The sequence below is a fragment of the Paenibacillus sp. FJAT-27812 genome, from assembly GCF_001273905.1.
Lineage (GTDB): Bacteria > Bacillota > Bacilli > Paenibacillales > Paenibacillaceae > Pristimantibacillus.
In genome coordinates, this window is record NZ_LIGH01000001.1 from 1,226,137 (window position 1) to 1,242,391 (window position 16,255).

Consider the following 16,255-nt stretch of genomic DNA (forward strand, 5'->3'; position numbering starts at 1 on the left):
AGATACTACAGCCTGGAATAAAATTCAAGGTTTTTTTGCATTTATTTCTTGATTTTTTAATTGCAGATATGTTATAAATAAAGATTACACATTTAATTCTTATTACTCCGCTTGGAATTATCGCGATGCTCGGACAATAAATGTATATAAATCTTAGTAAAAAAACAGCTAATCAAGCGCTTTAGCAAAGCTCCTGATTAGCTGTTTTTCATTTACCCGAAATATTAACCGTTTGCGCCCGTCTCTGGAGCGGCATCATCCTTATGCGCTTCAATAAAGCTAACCGCATCGTACAAGGAAGCTGCAGCTTCGGCGCGTGTCAGCTTGTGTGCCGGATCAAACTTGCCTGCTTCATCCAAAGATGCGATTTTGTACAGAAGCGCACGCTGGATCGTACCTTGGTACGCTACCGTAATATCCTGCTCGTCTTGAATCGGAATGAACATTTTGACCGTCGGATACTGGCCTGTAAGCTCGAGCGCTTGCACGAGGTAATGCGTGAACTGCTCCTTCGTAAGCGGTGACTGCGGATCAATATCCGCCGGGATATCCAGACCATTATAGTGGGCAATGACAAAATCCTCAGCGTACCAAACGTCATTATTTATTTTTGTATAGAACCCGTCTGCAGTAGGCGCTTTGTTGAAATCAATAGCGGCGAGGCTGATTTGCGTCGCTCTCACGATTAGGGAAATGCCTTGCGCGGCAGTCAGGTTATCTTCTGGATGAAATGCCGTATCGCTCACCCCTTTAATGATGCCTTGCTGCTGCAGAGCTTCAATCTTCGCTTTGTTGCTTACGCTCGCGATATCGCCAAAAGGGCCTGCCGCGAAGGCTTGTGTTGCAATAGATGCAGAAAGCATGACCGCGACCGCTGCAATGGCAGTGCTCCAACGTTTTTTCATGGTCGTTCACCTCTTCTGATTAGTTGGCGTTGTCCGTTCTCTTACTTGAACGACCCTACGCTAGAAAAGGTTGCAAGCGTCATGCGCTCGTGCTTATTTCCTTGCCCGTCTTGAGCGATCTGTGCAGCTTAGAGAACAGCAGTGCGAAACCAACGATTCCGACCGCCGCCAAAATGCTGCATAACTGGTACATCGCCTGCGGACCGGATTGCTCGAATACAAAACCTCCGATAATGCCAGCCGCGATGCCGGATAAGCCACCCCATGTCAGCGCATAGACCGCCTGGCCCGAAGCTCTGAATTCAGCCGGAACGAGCAGCACGGTCAGCTGCGTGCCGATATAGTAATAGCCGCCGAAGGTGATACAGTGAAGCACTTGAATGTAAATAATTTGTTCCGCGCTGCTCGTATGCGACATGAGAAACCAGCGCAGCGTGAACAGCACGCTGATGACGATTAGGCATAGCACCATCGTCCTTGCGTTTTTTTTCAAATAGCGATCCAGCAGCAGAAATATCGGGATCTCAAAGATTGACGACCAAAAGGCAGACCAGCCAATCAAAGAAGCGTCCCCTCCCATTTCTTTAATATAGAGCGTAATGAAAGTTGAATTCATAGAGTTAGGAATCGAGATAACAAGACCAATGATTAGGAACAACAAAAAGGTTCGGTTTACGAACATGGAGCGATAGTTAACCTTGCCTGCAGGCGCAGCCCCCTTCACCTCGCCTTTCGGCAGCGTGAAGGCAAAGGCGAGCGAGATAAGCATCATTACCGTGTAGATGATCCAAAGCCGTTCAATGCCGATCTGACCGATAACGGGTCCTGCCGCTACAGCCATTAGCGCCCACCCGAGCGAGCCAAACAATCGAAATGCGCCGAAATTTAGCCCTGTTCCCTCAATGCTATTTAGAATCAAGCTGTTGGTTTGCGAGAATAAAGGCATTTGAAAAAAGAAAAAGAACAGCATACTCGTATAAATGATGGTATAGGATTCGAACAAAAATACGAGCTGCATGATAAGCATGCTGCCTATGAGCATAATGATCAAGGACCGTTTGACGTTGCGAAGCCGATCGCTCAAATAGCCCCATAACGGATTCGCGATAATGGAGACGACAGGCCCGCCGGCCATTAATGTACCGATCTCCATGGTTGACATGCCAATGGATTGCAAATAAATCGCAAAAAAAGTGCTGTAGACGGCAATCGCGCCGTAGACAAAGAAATTAAACGCTTTAATGAAATGAAACGATCGTTTCTGGTTCATAATGTTGCCCTTCATCCCGCTGTCAGACCGTTAGCTGCCCGCTTCCCATGATTATAGTTCAACGGCGGACGTTCGCGAGCGCGTTATCACTTCCTCCGCGCTGACTTCCCGTCCAAGCTCCTCCGACATGTAGATGCCTTCGCTAATTAGCATAGTATTCAGCGCGATTTCCGCTGTTGGCAGGAGCGGAACTCTGCCTTGCAGAGCCGCTACCCAGTTGTGCTGCGAGGAATTGTAAGCCTCCTCATTCTCGTACAGCCGATGCCTGCGCAAATCCATCATATCCAAATCCAGCGTGCTGTCCATATCCATATCGCAAACGGTGCTGTGGAAGCTGAACGGCTGTGCAGCCGCTCCCGTCTGCTCATTCGGCAAGCGTACGCCGCCCTTGGAGCCGGCGATGCTGCTGCCCTCAAAGCCGCCCATATGTACGGCCCACGCTTCTACGATATCAAGCGTCAAGCCGCCTGCAAACCGAACAAAGCCCGCAGCGAGCTCCTCGACATCGAATCCGCTTTGCTCCCTTCTCTCCTCCAGCATATCCGTCTCTTGGTACAGCTTGCCTGAGACTCTCTCCACCTGCGGATTTCCTAATAAATAGAGAAGCTGCGCAATATGATAGACGCCCATATCGAGCAAAGCGCCTCCTGCCGCTGTTTCCTTCCGCGTAAAATAAGGCGTGCCGTAGCCGTCGACGAACGGACGGTTTCTTCTGCGGAAGCCCGTCGAGCGCGCATGGTAGAGCTTGCCGAGCATGCCCCCGTCAATTAACGTTTTTGCCGCTTTTGTATCTTTACCATATAACGTAAATAGTTGTACATGCAATTGCTTTCCGTAAGCTTTTGCGGCTTCGACCATCGCATTGCCATCGAAATAGCTTCCTGCTATTGGCTTCTCGCAATAAACATGCAGCCCTGCTTGGAGCGCAGCAATCGTTACCGGAGCATGAAAATTGTTGTGCAGGCACACATCCACCGCATCCAAATCCTCGTGCTTCAGCAGCTCCCTAAAATCAGAATATACATGCGGAATGCCGTTCAGTTCAGCAACGCGCCTAGCTTCCAGTTCATTCACGTCACACACAGCCACAAGCTCAGCACCGGGTATGCTTTTGTACTTTTCGATATGCATCTTGCCGATCTGTCCTACTCCGATAATGCCAATTCGAATATTATTCATCGTGCTGAGCTCCTCTGCCTGATTGTTGATCTGCGTCCACCAGCAGCTTTTTCACTTTGGAAATAAGCAGCTCCGTCTCTACATACTGATTGCCTGGCGCGTTGTATTCTACTCCCCAATAGCCCTTATAGCCTGATTCCTGAAGCATATGAATCGTCTCAATGGCATGGTCGGAATTCGCCGTCTCCACGTCAAAATGAGTATGGTAGGCCCATCGCGCAACGATCCGGTCCCCTTCCGCTTGATCCACCTTCCAACGACCTAGATGAACTAGAAATCCGAAGGAAGGATGATCGACCGCCTCCGCGAGACGCTTCATTTCATTCGGGTCAAGCGATGCACCCATATGATTCTCTGGTCCGATTAAAAAACCATGGTCTGCTGCATAAGCAGCAAATTGCTGGTAGCGCTTAACTGTATATTCGAACTGAGCCTCGCCCATTTTCTCCCAATCCTGATAACTGCCGCCCGTATCAATACGAACCGTCTCTGCGCCTAAAAGCACAGACGCCCGCAAATGCAGCAGCGCATTATCGTACAAATGCTGGCGCATCTCCTCGTCCGGGTCCCACAAATGAGCGCCGTCGATTGCCAAATTAACCACTCGCATTTCCTTCTCGTCCAGCGCCTCGCGTATTTTCCGGATATAGCTTTCATCGGCCAGCTTCATTATAGGCTTGCTGCCTCTATCTATAAAAAATCCATTCCACAAATCAACGACATCCATGCGATAGCGGTATTTGACGGTTTCCAAATAACCGAATACATCCATCTTTCCTTCCAAATACGTGTTATTGAATGAATAGCCTCCGATTGATATGTTCATCGATTAATCCTCCAATTGGCGAATAGATTTGCAGTCATCCCCATTATAAACCTCGTGTAAAAGAGGCTTCGGTGCACTTTCTTCTTATTGAGGGGGAAATTTCTACTTTAATGGAAGAATTACTGAAACTAGTTCTCTATTCCCCCTCTTCTTTACAAATTCAATACAATTTCTAAATAATGGGATGATAAATCGCTGTTATGATCAGGTAGAACTAGAAACCAAACATAAGTAATGTAACGAATTATCGCCGCCTGGGAGGGATCTAGCCAAATATACATACCGACCAAGGCTGTCGGAGATTCGGTTTACAATAAAAAACCCCATTTGAGAAAGGTGACCCTATTCCATGCAAATGAAAAAAGCAATGGTAGTTTCGATGATCGCCGCGGCAATTAGCGCAACAGCAGTTACTCCGATCTTCGCACAAACGGCAGCAAGCAGCCAAGCAGCACAAGTTAGCCAATCGAACTTTCTCGTTAATGCAAATCCGGTTTCCATTCGTACGGTTGTAGACGGTGGCGTTACGCTAGCTTCTGTTCGTGACATCGTCAATGCAGTTGGCGCTACGCTTCACATTAACAGCGACCATACGGTGGTTGTAAAGCTAGGCGAAACCACGCTGAAGCTGAAAATTGCTTCCAAAACGATCACAGTAAATGGTGTAGCAGCTCCCCTTCAGCACCCTGCTAAAGAAGTCGCTTACTCCACTTACATCGAACCAACCGCATTCGTTCAAGCGCTTGGCGGCACCTACGAAGACAACACAATTAACACGATTAAGCTTCTTCCTGGAGCAGAGCATGCGGTTTGGGTTAACTCTTCCCAGCTGATCGTTTCCAATACGGCAGGCGAAGGCCGTGAAGATTACTTAGTTGATGCAGCTTCTGGAAAATACGAGCTGCTGCTCGCATCAGAAGGCGCTTCTGAGCTTGTTCTTTCGCCAGATGGCAAAAGCGCGGCTTACTCCGATCCTAACGGCGCGGTGTTCATCATCGACCTGAGCACAAAACAAGCGAAGCAAGTTAGCACGGACAACTCGATCAAAAATGAACTGACTTGGGCAAAAGACGGCTCGGCCCTCTTCTTCTTGCAAGGCGACAAAAGCTCTGTTATCGCGAAAGTTGCTGTAGCTGATGGCAAAGTATCTAAAGTGCTGGAAGACAAAGTAGATTACAAAGCGAACCTGAAGGTTTCTGATGACGGCACGCAATTTGCATTCTACGTCTTCAAACAACCGAAAGTTACGGCTGACAGCAGCAAAGAAGTAGATCTTGATGATGTAGCGATCGATGCTACTGGCACTGAGCCGCAAATCTACTACTATAACGCTGCAACTGCAAACAATAAGCCTGTACAGCTAACGAAAGATACGGCAGATAAAGTATTCCTTGAGCTGGCTGCAGACGGATCCAAAGTTAGCTACGTAAGCGTGAGCGCGGACGAAGCAAGCGTTGGCCAACTGGTTACTGTTGATAATACAGGCAAAGCAAGCACGCCATTGTTCGCTGACAAAGACGTGTATGAGCTGGTTAAAGGCGGAAGCAAGCTGTTCCTGCTTACTGCTGACGGCAACAGCACAAATGCGATCTACGAGATCGATAGCGCGGCTGGCACTAGCAAGCTCGTACAGACGGTTTCAGACAGTGCATCGGAATTGATCGTTTCCGGCAACTCGGATATCGCAGCTCTTATTGATGGACAACTCGCCGTATCCACGCAAGGCAAATGGAAAAACATCACAAACTAATTAATGGAGGTCATTCCTAATGAAATGGTTTAAACAATTAACAATCGCTGCGCTTATTGCCGTAATTGGCTTCAGTTCAGTTCCAGCATCCACTCCTACAGCTACAGCAGCAAGCAAGCTAAGCGGCAAAATCGTAATTAACGGCTCTTCCGCACTTCTTCCATTGACGCTTCAAGCGGCTAATGAATTCAAAAAGCTTAACCCTAAAGTGAAAATTTCCGCATCCGCTGCCGGTTCGATCACTGGACCGCAAGCTGTACGCAAAGGCATCGCTAACATCGGCGCTGTAGACTGGGACGCTTCGAAGGATGTACCTGGCTTCAAAAAATTCGATGGCCAAGTCGCTCATAAAGTTGCAGTTATTCCTTTCGCAGCAGTAGTAAACAAAAACGTTACAGCAACAAACCTAACAACGAAAGAGCTGCAAGGCATCTTCTCCGGAAAAATCAAAAACTGGAAAGAAGTTGGCGGCGCAGACGCTCAAATCATCGTCGTAAACCGTACTTTCGGATCTGGAACTCGCGTTAACTTCCAAGACAAAGCGCTTGACGGCACTGATTTCATGACTAAAGGCGACAACTACAAAGAAGTAAAAACAAGCGGCGACATGAAATCCACAATCGAAACGACTCCTAATGCGATTGGATACATGGACCTTGCTTACGTAACAGACAAAATGACAGCTGTAAAAATCAACGATATTGCACCAACTGAAGCTAACGTTATTAACGGCAAATACAAAGTTTGGGGCTACGGCTACTACATGACTAAAGGCGAGCCTACTGGCGCGACTAAAGAATTCATCAAATATGTACAAGGCACGAAGTTCCAAAACGGATCGCTGAAAAAGCTTAAATTCATTCCGATCTCGGCAATTAAATAGATTGGAATCAAAAGAGCGGCCGGCTTGCGCAAATGAGCGCCTAAGCCGGCCGTTCTTTCCTTCCAAAACATAAGATTTTAATTATTTGCCCCGTTCATATTTCACCGCGAAACGAGCTAAGCTGCCAACCGGCCGGCTACAGTCGATTTCGCTTGAAGGAGCCTATTCATATGTTGGAATCTACTCATGCCGGCCCGCAGCCGCGTATCAACGCAGAGCTCGGCAAGGCGATTTTAGCTGGCAGCAGCAAGCCTTTTGACCGCAGGTCACGCCTTTTCTTCACGAACCGTCTCTTCCGTTATTTGTGCATAGCAGCCGCAAGCTTTGTTTGCCTTATCCTCTTTCTCATTTTGCTGCTTATGTTCCGGACCGGCGTACTGACGTTTGGACAAATTTCATTCGCGGACTTCTTTTTCTCTGCGGAGTGGAACCCTGAGAACGAACAATACGGTGCGCTCATCTTCATCTTCGGCACCTTTGCACTGACCGCATTAACGCTGCTCATTTGCGTGCCGATTTCTCTCATCATTGCTGTATTTCTGTCCGTATTCGTTCCGGCTTGGCTAAAAAACATGCTGCGCCCGGTACTGGACTTGCTCGTTGGCATCCCTTCAGTCGTTTACGGCTACCTCGGCTTAACGGTGCTGATCCCATTAATTCGAAATGTTACCGGAAGCGGCATGGGCGATGGCCTGCTTGCAGCAGCGCTTGTGCTTACGATCATGGTTTTGCCTACCGTAAGCCGCATTAGCGACGATGCGATCAGCGCGGTCCCTGCCAAGTTCAGCGACGCTTCCTATGCGCTTGGCGCTACTCGGTTTCAAACGGTATGGAGAGTGCTCATTCCATCAGCCAAAAGCGGCATCATGTACGCCGTTATTCTCGGCATGGCCCGCGCGGTCGGCGAGACGATGGCCGTCGTCATGGTTATCGGAAATACGCCGCAGCTGGCTGACAGCCTGCTTAAGCCAACCTCCGTCCTTACGAGCAACATCGTTATGCAAATATCGAATGTACCTTTTGACTCGACGTGGAACTACGCTCTTTACTTGATGGGCTTCCTGCTCCTCGTTATCTCATTGCTTATGATCGTTGCCATTCGCTGGCTTCAAAGAAAGGGGTCTCAAGCATGAAGCAAGCTATAGACATGAACCCTTTAACGAATCCCTTTAGCGGCAAAAAAGGACTTAACCGGCTAAAAGACCGCTTATTCACCGGCATCGTTTGGTCGCTTGGCGTCCTTATTATCGCGTTTATTTTCGGGCTCCTTTATCTCATTCTGCAAGATGGTCTCCCGAAGCTCACTTGGGACTTTTTGTTTGGCTTGCCAAGCGAAATCGATGAGGGCGGCGGCATAGGCCCGACCCTGCTGAACTCCTTCTACATCCTGTTTATCTCTCTGCTTATTTCGATCCCGCTCGGGATGGCTGCAGGAATCTATTTGGCGGAATTCGCTCCTGACAACAAGCTGATCGGTTTCGTGCGAATTTGCGTAGAGGGGCTCGCTTCGGTTCCTTCCATCATCTTCGGCTTGTTCGGAATCGCGTTATTCGTTGAATACTTCGAGATTGGCTTAACCATTCTCGGCGGCGCAGTCAGCCTTGCCTTTCTTAACCTGCCCGTTCTAACCCGCGTAACCGAGGAATCGATCCGTTCGGTGCCGAAGGAGCTGAAGAGCGCTTCGTTCGCGCTAGGCGGCACCCATCTGCAAACGATAACGCGCGCGCTTATCCCGGCTGCGCTTAACGGCATCATAACGGGCATTTGCCTTGTTGCTGGCCGCGCTTTTGGCGAGAGTGCCGTTATCATCCTCACCGCTGGCGTTACGACATCCGGCGAAATGTGGGATTTCAGCCTCTTCTCGCCAGGCGCTACGCTAGCCGTTCATCTCTGGTATGTGCAATCCGAAGCCATCGTAGGCGATGCGCAGGAAATTGCCCAGAAAGCAGCAGCCGTGCTCGTGTTTGTCGTCCTGCTCATCAATTTAGTTTTCCGCATTCCGCTATGGCTTAATTCCCGCCGTACGAAACGTTCATAGGTGAGAAAAAAACCTTCCGTATCCGCCCATTTGGCTGATGCTGAAGGCTTTTTTCATGGAAACTTTATCCTATAGTTGTTACCAAAAGATACAAATTCAAGGTATAATTAAAGGGTAATCTCATTACGAAATGAACGGCGGTGCTGCATATTGTCCAAATTACCAAAGCTCGTCATTCCAAAAACGAATCTTGAAAGATGGCATGACGGGCTGTCCATTATTATTTTGCTCTTCTCCTTCGTCTATTTAATCGTAAAATGGTCCGAGCTTCCGCAAACGATTGCGATTCACTTCAATGGCAGCGGCGAAGCTGATGGCTGGGGAAGCAAAGCCTTCTTGTTCATCCTGCCTATCTTTGCCCTTCTTATCTTTATAGGCCTAACGCTATTGCGAAAGGTGCCTCATCAATTCAACTACATGGTTCCGATAACGGATCAAAATGCTCCTTATCAGTACAAGAACTCGATCTATCTGCTAAGCTGGATCAAGCTTGACCTCGTGGCGATATTCGCTTACGTGCAGTGGGCCGTTATTCAAGACGCTTTGGGGATTACCTCTGGCATTGGCATATGGCGCATCCCGATCGCACTCGTCATCTTGCTAGCAACCGTAGTCTTTTATGTCATGAAATTAAGAAAATAAACGGGTAAAGTCGTTCTACCATATTGTAGTTTCCATCTGGATAACGTTTTCTGATAGAATGGAGAACACAGGCTATCTATCGGAGGTTAAGATTTTGGACTATATTATACTCGACATTGAATTTAATGGACGCAAGTTTGCAAGCGAATTGCCCATGGAGGTTATTGAGATCGGCGCTGTTCGTTTGAATAGCTCGCTTGAGCAAACCGATGAATTTTCCGCTTTGATCAAACCGATTTATTTCTCCAAGCTAAACAGCTTCATTAAGAAGAAAACGGGCATCCCGCAGGAAGATATCGATACCGCGAGCCGCTTCCCGAAAGTGATTGGCGATTTTACCGCTTGGCTCAAAAAAAGCGACAGCTTCCTGCTCTTCACATGGGGCGGCGAGGATTTAAAGCGAATTGTATTCGATACGCGTATGCATAAGCTCGATGACAGCTTCTGGATGGCTGCCGATTATTTTGACCTATTAAAGGGCTATATTCGCTACAAGAACGTTACGAACGATGTCAGCGTCGAGGCGGCTCTCATCGATCTCGAAATAACGGCAGAAGGCTCCGCGCACCGGGCACTTGATGATGCACGCATGACAGCCGAAGTGTTCCGCAAAATTTTTGGCGAGCTGGATTTTGACCTCAAGCAGCAGTTCAAGGATATGTACACGAATGCGAAGGAACGCAGAATGGTCAAAAATGCGATTCGATCGATGAACGCGCAAAAAATTGTGCCGCAATGGGAAGTTTTCGCTGAGCGTTACCTCGCCGGCAAAGCCTCCTTTGAGGACGTGCGGAAGGTAGCAGAGCTGCAGCAATACTTCGACGCAGAGCTGGAGAAAGCAGCGAAGCCTTCAGCCGGACAAGCCGGATAGTTTATCCGATGTTTTCATGCGATTAATAATATGAAATAAACCCCTGCCTATTAACAACAGCTGCCGCTGCTGCAATGGGACGCTAGGGGTTTTTAAGTATGGGAGAATCAACAGCTATGAACCGCAGCACCAAATCTTTTGCTACCCATGAATTGCTTTACATTATCGGCATTATCGCGATCTCTTTTTCTTCGATATTCGTTCGTTGGTCTGACGCCGACGTCGCCGTGATCGCGATGTACAGGTTGTATTTAACCAACCTTATTATGCTCCCGCTCGTCTGGAAATATCGGGCGGAATTGTTCCATCTCACCGCAAGGCAGTGGCGGCTGTTAACGGCCTCCGGCATCATGCTGGCACTGCATTTTTTGCTTTGGATGGCGTCACTGCGGCTAACGACTGTCGCCAGCTCTACTGTTATTTTGACGCTGGAGCCGGTCATGGTCATGCTTGGCTCTTATTGGCTGTTCCGCACAAAAGCAAATCGCATGATGCTTTGGGGGATGGGCATTGCGCTCATCGGCTCCGTTGTCATCGGATCAGGCGACCTCTCCCTCTCGAGAGAAGCGCTGCTCGGCGATGTGCTATCTTTGCTGGGCGCGGCTGCTGTAGCCGTGCACATGCTGATCGGCAAGCAGCTGCGCAAGGATATGAGCGCATTTGCTTATAACTTCTGGGTATTCGCGCTTGCCGCCACGGCACTCGCCTTCTACAACATCGTTCGCGGCAACTCCTTTACGGGCTACAGCCCGAAGGAATGGGGCATCTTTCTGCTGCTCGCGATCGTTCCGACGTTGTTTGGCCATTATTTGTTCAACTGGCTGCTCAAGCATATGAGTGCCGCCGCCGTATCGATGTCCGTGCTTGGCGAGCCTGTCATCGCTTCCCTGCTCGCTTGGGCGCTTTTGAAGGAAGCATTAACGGGCTATCAGCTCGCGGCTGGCGCGCTAATTTTGTTCGGCGTATGGCTTTTCATTCGCCATGGCAAAGAAGAGTGAAAGCGGGATTGTCCCTAAGCAGTATATGTTCTCGGAAAGATTTTTGATCTGGCAGGTTGGAAGGAAGCTCGCTCTTTTGGCAGGTGACGTGTTCAGAAATAAGGCTAATTTCTAGTCTTATTTCTGCAATTTCGGCTTGTTTGAGTGAAATAGTGCTAGTTTCTAGCTCTATTTTTCATTCCGTTTTTTCTATCTGCTAAGCCTTATCGGGAAGCCGCCAAACTATCGTGCTAAGGCGGCACTTTTCCGCAACCGCAGGCGCTGGTAGTATGCCCTTACTCTCCAAATCCTCCATAACAGCAAAAAAGAGCGTCGAGCCATCCACCATCGCTTTATACACGATCTCCTTATCCGAGATGAACGATGGCGAGTCCCTTCTCCATATGACGATCATATCCTCGTTAATTTGATTCGCTTTTGCTTTAAAATGAATATCGCTGAACGCTTGATCCAAAATACGATGCAGCGCTGCATGCTGAACGGCGTTAAAAAATGGAATCAAGCATTGCGGCTTGCCATCCTCCATAGATATAAGTCCCTTCTCAGCCAATCTGCTAAAGATAAGCCGGTCATAATCCGTATGGGTTTCCCCGCTTTCAATAAGAGCCACCACGATTCAAGCTGATGCCGCCGCAATATTCGCTGCTGCGCGTTTTGATTCCGTTCGTCGCATATTTTCGTACGATTTCGTAATCAGGCAAATTCGTTTTATATTCCTCTTCGCTATATACAATAGAAGCGTTTACGATGTATTTCCCGCCATCTTTTCTTTCATCCGGCTGATATTGATCATAATAGGCTTGATCTTTCACTTTATAATACTGCTTCCATACCGCATAAGTCAGCAGCGACCATAGAAGAAAATTGTCATTCAAATGCGAGCCTTGAAAAGCAAGTCCGTTGCTCCATGTGTAGCAGCAGATCGTGTGAACCCATGCGTCCATGTTGTCCACCTGCTTGCCCGTTAGAAGCGATCGGTACAGTACCAGCAGTATCTCCTGAGATAAATCCTTTGCATTTTGTTCATGTGCCGTCTTGGATAGGGCGAAGCCGAATATTTTCCTCGAATAGAGCGGCAGAAGCGAATCATCGAGCTGGTTGTTTGCGGTCATCTGGCACCTCCTTTGATCGTGGTTTGCCATGTTTTCCTGCTCTCGGAGTAAGTTTTGTTAAACCAGCGTTATCGCAAAATTTTCTAAGCATTAAATTAGAACTAGAGAACTATTTTTTGAAGGATATTGTCTTATTTTGTCTAATTATATAATAGAAAAAGTAACAATGACCATTTTTTATGCAGAAATTTCACTAACAACGGAGGGTTTCATGAAGAGCATTCGAACGAAGACTTTATTAACGATTTTGCCGCTGGTTCTGTTAACTCTCATTGCTGTGTCTGTTCTATCCTATTTTTATTCGAACACCCTGTTTCTGAACGAAACGGAAAGAACGATGACCGAGCAAATAAAGGGCACGATCGACCGAATTGACAACCGTTTTATTGCCCATAGCAAGACGGCAGAGATTTTCGCCAGAGCGATTGAGCGATACGCCTCGAGCTTCTCGCTTAAGCAGTACGATCAGATGATCGGAAACGTGCTTCAATCCAATGACGACACCTTCGGCATGGGCATTTATTTTGAACCGAACCGTTTCATCAAAGGGACCAAATATGCCTCTACATACGGATATAAGGATCAAGGCAAGCTCGCGTTCACTCAGGAATACAGCGATCCAAAGTACGATTACCTGAATCAAGAATGGTACAAAACCGGCGTTAACACAGACAAAAGCCTCGCCTATACGAACCCGTATTATGACGCTGCCACCAATGTAACGATGTCCACGGTAGCCGTTCCCGCATACGATACGAACAGACAACTGATAGCCGTGGTTACAGCAGACATCGATCTGGTCACCATTCAAGACCTTGTAAAAAATACTAAGGTCGGAAACACCGGGTGGGCCATCTTATTAGATCGGCAAAATCAGTACATAGCCGGGCCTGATACGGACAAGATTATGAAAATGAATGTCAGCCAGGACCCCAACCCCTCATTCGCTTCCCTTTCAGAGGCTCTGCTTAGCAGCGTAACTGGGCAAGCGACTTATTCCGATGACAATGGGCTTAATCATGTGTACTACGAGAAAATCCCGCAATTGGAGTGGACGCTGCTGCTCATCATCCCGGATCAAGAATTAAAGGAACCATTATCTAAGATGCTGAGGGTGCTTTTGATCGTCAGTCTTATCGGGATTGCAATTATTATCGCAACGATATGGCTGTACAGCCGATTTATCGCAAATAATCTCAAGAAAGTGAACCGTTTGTCTTCTACACTAGCCGAAGGGGATTTCACGCAATCGTTATCTATCCGCAGCAAAGACGAATTCGGGCAAATGGCACACCAGTTTAATCGGATGATTTTGCAAATCAAATCGATGTTGAGCGAAGTGTCGGGTCACTCTCTGCACGTTGCCTCAACCTCCGAGCAGCTCATGGCGAGCGCAGATCAGACAAGCAAAGCGACAGAGATGATTACCGAATCGATGCAAGTCGTAGCCGGAGGCTCCGAGACACAAGTGCAAAGCTCCGATGATACGGCAAGGGCCATGGAGGAAATGGCCGTCGGCATTCAGAGAATTGCAGAGTCGGCAACCGCGGTTTCCGAATCCTCCAATATCGTGTCCAGCAAAACCTTTGAAGGAAATGGACTCATTCAAAGGACGGTTCAGCAAATGCTGTCCATTCGCGATTCCGTAGATCAATCCGCCCATATCATGGACACGCTGGACGAGCAGTCGCAAGAAATCGGTAAAATTATCGATGTGATTAGCAGTATCAGTACACAGACCAATTTATTGGCGCTCAATGCGGCTATTGAGGCAGCTAGAGCTGGCGAGCATGGACGTGGATTTGCTGTCGTAGCTGGAGAAGTAAGGAAGCTGGCAGAACAAACGCTCAGAGCGACCGATCAAATCGCTTCGCTAATCAAGTCGATCCAGATGGAGACGCAGCGTGCAGTCGCCTCGATCCATCAAGGGAACAAGGAAGTGCATGAAGGAACCAAAGCCGTGCAGCTAACGGGAGAAATCTTCCATGACATTATGACACAAATGGAGCAAGTCTCAGGCCAAGTACAGGAGGTGTCAGCCGCATCCGAGCAAATGTCGGCTTGCAGCGAGCAAGTATCGGCTGCTGTCGTACAGCTCGCCTTCATTGCAAGGGAAGCCGCTGATAACACGCAAAGCGTAGCTTCCGCTTCCGAAGAGCAGCTAGCGTCGATGGAAGAAGTAACTTCGTCCGCAGAGTCACTCAGCATGCTGGCCCAGGAACTACACGGCTTGATCGGCAAATTCAAAATATAACGGATCAACAAGAAGGGATGCTGCGCATTAGCGCAGCATCCCCCTTAGTTGATTGTTCTTTTGTTAAATTTCATAGCTGGCTATTCGATTCAAAAATTGAATGGCGCGTTCGCTTCGAGGATTTTCCAGCACATTCTCTGGCGGCCCTTCTTCAATGATAACTCCGCCATCCATTAGGATGACCCGATCCGCTACGTCTGCGGCGAACCTCATCTCATGGGTAACGATGATCATCGTCATCCCGTCCGCTGCAAGCTGCTTGATCACTTTAAGCACCTCTCCCACCAGCTCAGGATCTAACGCCGATGTCGGCTCATCGAACAGCAGCACTTCAGGCTCAACAGCCATGGCTCTTGCAATGGCTATCCGCTGCTGTTGTCCGCCTGACAATTGATGCGGGTAGAAATCAGCCTTATCTGCGAGACCTACCTTATCAAGTAGCTCAGTCGCGAGCTTCCGAGAATCAGACTTGCTTTTCTTCTGCACCGTTACTTGCGCTTCGATTATGTTCTCAATCGCTGTTTTGTGCGGAAAAAGGTTGAATGACTGGAATACCATCCCCGTTTGCTTGCGCAGGGCGACAACCTCTTTCTCCCGTGGCTTCTTGCCTGCTTGGAAATTCATCGTTTGCTCACCGATTGTGAGTTCGCCTCGATCTGGCACTTCCAGAAGGTTGAAGCACCGGAGCAATGTCGTTTTCCCCGATCCGGATGGGCCGATAATCGTGAGCACCTTGCCCCTCTCCAGCTTTAAATCTATTCCCTTCAGAACCTCTAACGAGCCGAAGGATTTATGCAAATCGCGTATTTCAATCATCTTCGCTCACTCCCTTAGCTGGCGGAATACCGTGCCAATCGTTTCTCCGTAACGCCCTGCAGCCACGACAGTACAGAGCTGAACAGCAGATAGATGACCGCAACCTCGCAATAGATCAGAAGCGGCTCGAATTTGGCTGCGTTAATCTGCTGCGCAACGCGGAACATTTCCACATACGTTATGCTAGCCGCAAGGGAAGTATCCTTTACCAGGCTTATGAAGGAGCTGCCAAGCGGCGGTATCGATACGCGCGCAGCCTGCGGAAGAATAACGCGCCGAAGCGCCTGCCACCTTGTCATTCCGAGTGAATAGGCAGCTTCCCACTGCCCTTTTTGAATCGACTGAATCGCCGCACGCACAATCTCGGAGCCATAGGCACCTACGCTAAGCGAGAATCCTATAATAGAAGCGGTGAACGGATCTAATATAATCCCTACATAAGCAAGACCGTAGAAGATAATAAATAATTGTACAAGCAGCGGTGTCCCGCGAATGATCCAAACATAGAAGCGTGCAATTTGCCGCAGTACCCCTATAGAAGATAACCTTGCAAGAGCAGTAGCAACGGCTAACACTAAACCTAAAGTGAAAGAGATTAATGTTAGCGGTATTGTAAAAGCTACCCCTGCTTTAAGCAGGGGTAGCAGCGAATCTATAAGAATCTGTATTTGACGATCAGTCATCATCTATGCATCCTTTACGCCTATAGGC

At 48.3% G+C, this 16,255-nt stretch carries 16 protein-coding genes; 8 read left to right on the forward strand and 8 right to left on the reverse strand.

The window, feature by feature from the left end; all coding sequences use genetic code 11:
• Nucleotides 1–224 precede the first annotated feature (224 nt).
• The 4 genes from ADU23_RS05205 to ADU23_RS05220 form a co-directional block, all read right to left on the reverse strand.
• Nucleotides 225–905 carry an S-layer homology domain-containing protein gene (locus ADU23_RS05205; protein ID WP_053372773.1) on the reverse strand — a complete coding sequence of 227 codons (681 nt, stop codon included), beginning with the start codon at nucleotides 903–905 and terminating at the stop codon, nucleotides 225–227.
• 79 nt (nucleotides 906–984) lie between these two features.
• Nucleotides 985–2,175 (reverse strand): MFS transporter, encoded by a 1,191-nt coding sequence (locus ADU23_RS05210; protein ID WP_063845944.1) that lies wholly within the window; start codon nucleotides 2,173–2,175, stop codon nucleotides 985–987.
• 51 nt (nucleotides 2,176–2,226) lie between these two features.
• The gene (locus ADU23_RS05215) at nucleotides 2,227–3,354 is read right to left on the reverse strand and encodes a Gfo/Idh/MocA family protein (protein WP_053372775.1); all 1,128 of its coding nucleotides are present in this window, start codon (nucleotides 3,352–3,354) and stop codon (nucleotides 2,227–2,229) included.
• Complete coding sequence (locus ADU23_RS05220; protein WP_053372776.1) at nucleotides 3,347–4,180, reverse strand: sugar phosphate isomerase/epimerase family protein; 834 nt, start codon at nucleotides 4,178–4,180, stop codon at nucleotides 3,347–3,349. Before ADU23_RS05220 ends, ADU23_RS05215 begins: the two co-directional genes overlap by 8 nt.
• A 349-nt stretch (nucleotides 4,181–4,529) precedes the next feature.
• Between ADU23_RS05220 and ADU23_RS05225 the strand changes: the two genes are divergently transcribed.
• The 7 genes from ADU23_RS05225 to ADU23_RS05255 all read left to right on the forward strand — a co-directional run bounded on the left by ADU23_RS05225 (nucleotide 4,530) and on the right by ADU23_RS05255 (nucleotide 11,362).
• Nucleotides 4,530–5,930, forward strand: a complete 1,401-nt coding sequence (locus ADU23_RS05225) for a stalk domain-containing protein (protein ID WP_053372777.1) — start codon at nucleotides 4,530–4,532, stop codon at nucleotides 5,928–5,930.
• Between the two features lie 19 nt (nucleotides 5,931–5,949).
• Entirely contained in the window at nucleotides 5,950–6,813 is an 864-nt protein-coding gene (locus ADU23_RS05230; protein WP_053372778.1) for a phosphate ABC transporter substrate-binding protein, read from the forward strand.
• 170 nt (nucleotides 6,814–6,983) lie between these two features.
• Nucleotides 6,984–7,946: a phosphate ABC transporter permease subunit PstC gene (gene pstC / locus ADU23_RS05235; RefSeq protein WP_053372779.1), complete on the forward strand. Its 963-nt coding sequence runs from the start codon at nucleotides 6,984–6,986 to the stop codon at nucleotides 7,944–7,946.
• Between the two features lie 14 nt (nucleotides 7,947–7,960).
• Nucleotides 7,961–8,851, forward strand: a complete 891-nt coding sequence (pstA, locus tag ADU23_RS05240; RefSeq protein WP_053377476.1) for a phosphate ABC transporter permease PstA — start codon at nucleotides 7,961–7,963, stop codon at nucleotides 8,849–8,851.
• Nucleotides 8,852–9,001: 150 nt separating this feature from the next.
• Nucleotides 9,002–9,493 (forward strand): DUF1648 domain-containing protein, encoded by a 492-nt coding sequence (locus tag ADU23_RS05245; RefSeq protein ID WP_053372780.1) that lies wholly within the window; start codon nucleotides 9,002–9,004, stop codon nucleotides 9,491–9,493.
• A gap of 94 nt (nucleotides 9,494–9,587) precedes the next feature.
• Complete coding sequence (locus tag ADU23_RS05250) at nucleotides 9,588–10,364, forward strand: 3'-5' exonuclease (RefSeq protein ID WP_053372781.1); 777 nt, start codon at nucleotides 9,588–9,590, stop codon at nucleotides 10,362–10,364.
• A gap of 116 nt (nucleotides 10,365–10,480) precedes the next feature.
• On the forward strand, nucleotides 10,481–11,362 hold the full coding sequence (locus ADU23_RS05255) for a DMT family transporter (RefSeq protein ID WP_053372782.1): 882 nt from the start codon (nucleotides 10,481–10,483) through the stop codon (nucleotides 11,360–11,362).
• A 196-nt stretch (nucleotides 11,363–11,558) separates the two neighbouring features.
• On the opposite strand, the gene ADU23_RS05260 is transcribed toward ADU23_RS05255, so the two are convergent.
• Both ADU23_RS05260 and ADU23_RS05265 read right to left on the reverse strand, forming a co-directional pair.
• Nucleotides 11,559–11,975, reverse strand: coding sequence for a hypothetical protein (locus tag ADU23_RS05260; RefSeq protein WP_157265621.1), 417 nt, complete (start codon nucleotides 11,973–11,975; stop codon nucleotides 11,559–11,561).
• Complete coding sequence (locus ADU23_RS05265) at nucleotides 11,959–12,474, reverse strand: RNA polymerase sigma factor (RefSeq protein WP_053372784.1); 516 nt, start codon at nucleotides 12,472–12,474, stop codon at nucleotides 11,959–11,961. Before ADU23_RS05265 ends, ADU23_RS05260 begins: the two co-directional genes overlap by 17 nt.
• A 211-nt stretch (nucleotides 12,475–12,685) precedes the next feature.
• Here ADU23_RS05265 and ADU23_RS05270 point away from each other — a divergent pair, with 211 nt between their 5' ends.
• Nucleotides 12,686–14,728, forward strand: a complete 2,043-nt coding sequence (locus tag ADU23_RS05270) for a methyl-accepting chemotaxis protein (RefSeq protein ID WP_053372785.1) — start codon at nucleotides 12,686–12,688, stop codon at nucleotides 14,726–14,728.
• A gap of 63 nt (nucleotides 14,729–14,791) precedes the next feature.
• Here the strand turns inward: ADU23_RS05270 and ADU23_RS05275 are convergent, their stop codons facing one another.
• Together ADU23_RS05275 and ADU23_RS05280 are read right to left on the reverse strand one after the other, a co-directional pair.
• Complete coding sequence (locus ADU23_RS05275; protein WP_053372786.1) at nucleotides 14,792–15,544, reverse strand: amino acid ABC transporter ATP-binding protein; 753 nt, start codon at nucleotides 15,542–15,544, stop codon at nucleotides 14,792–14,794.
• Nucleotides 15,545–15,558: 14 nt separating this feature from the next.
• Nucleotides 15,559–16,227, reverse strand: coding sequence for an amino acid ABC transporter permease (locus ADU23_RS05280; RefSeq protein ID WP_053372787.1), 669 nt, complete (start codon nucleotides 16,225–16,227; stop codon nucleotides 15,559–15,561).
• Nucleotides 16,228–16,255: the final 28 nt, after the last annotated feature.

What these genes read in the sequence shown, in the direction of transcription:
- ADU23_RS05255 (WP_053372782.1), top strand. Translation starts at nt 10,481, where the DNA reads ATGAACCGCAGCACCAAATCTTTTGCTACCCATGAATTGCTTTACATT.
- ADU23_RS05205 (WP_053372773.1), bottom strand. Translation starts at nt 905, where the DNA reads ATGAAAAAACGTTGGAGCACTGCCATTGCAGCGGTCGCGGTCATGCTT.
- ADU23_RS05280 (WP_053372787.1), bottom strand. Translation starts at nt 16,227, where the DNA reads ATGACTGATCGTCAAATACAGATTCTTATAGATTCGCTGCTACCCCTG.
- ADU23_RS05270 (WP_053372785.1), top strand. Translation starts at nt 12,686, where the DNA reads ATGAAGAGCATTCGAACGAAGACTTTATTAACGATTTTGCCGCTGGTT.
- ADU23_RS05265 (WP_053372784.1), bottom strand. Translation starts at nt 12,474, where the DNA reads ATGACCGCAAACAACCAGCTCGATGATTCGCTTCTGCCGCTCTATTCG.
- ADU23_RS05225 (WP_053372777.1), top strand. Translation starts at nt 4,530, where the DNA reads ATGCAAATGAAAAAAGCAATGGTAGTTTCGATGATCGCCGCGGCAATT.
- ADU23_RS05275 (WP_053372786.1), bottom strand. Translation starts at nt 15,544, where the DNA reads ATGATTGAAATACGCGATTTGCATAAATCCTTCGGCTCGTTAGAGGTT.
- ADU23_RS05230 (WP_053372778.1), top strand. Translation starts at nt 5,950, where the DNA reads ATGAAATGGTTTAAACAATTAACAATCGCTGCGCTTATTGCCGTAATT.
- ADU23_RS05215 (WP_053372775.1), bottom strand. Translation starts at nt 3,354, where the DNA reads ATGAATAATATTCGAATTGGCATTATCGGAGTAGGACAGATCGGCAAG.
- pstA (WP_053377476.1), top strand. Translation starts at nt 7,961, where the DNA reads ATGAACCCTTTAACGAATCCCTTTAGCGGCAAAAAAGGACTTAACCGG.
- ADU23_RS05210 (WP_063845944.1), bottom strand. Translation starts at nt 2,175, where the DNA reads ATGAACCAGAAACGATCGTTTCATTTCATTAAAGCGTTTAATTTCTTT.
- pstC (WP_053372779.1), top strand. Translation starts at nt 6,984, where the DNA reads ATGTTGGAATCTACTCATGCCGGCCCGCAGCCGCGTATCAACGCAGAG.
- ADU23_RS05220 (WP_053372776.1), bottom strand. Translation starts at nt 4,180, where the DNA reads ATGAACATATCAATCGGAGGCTATTCATTCAATAACACGTATTTGGAA.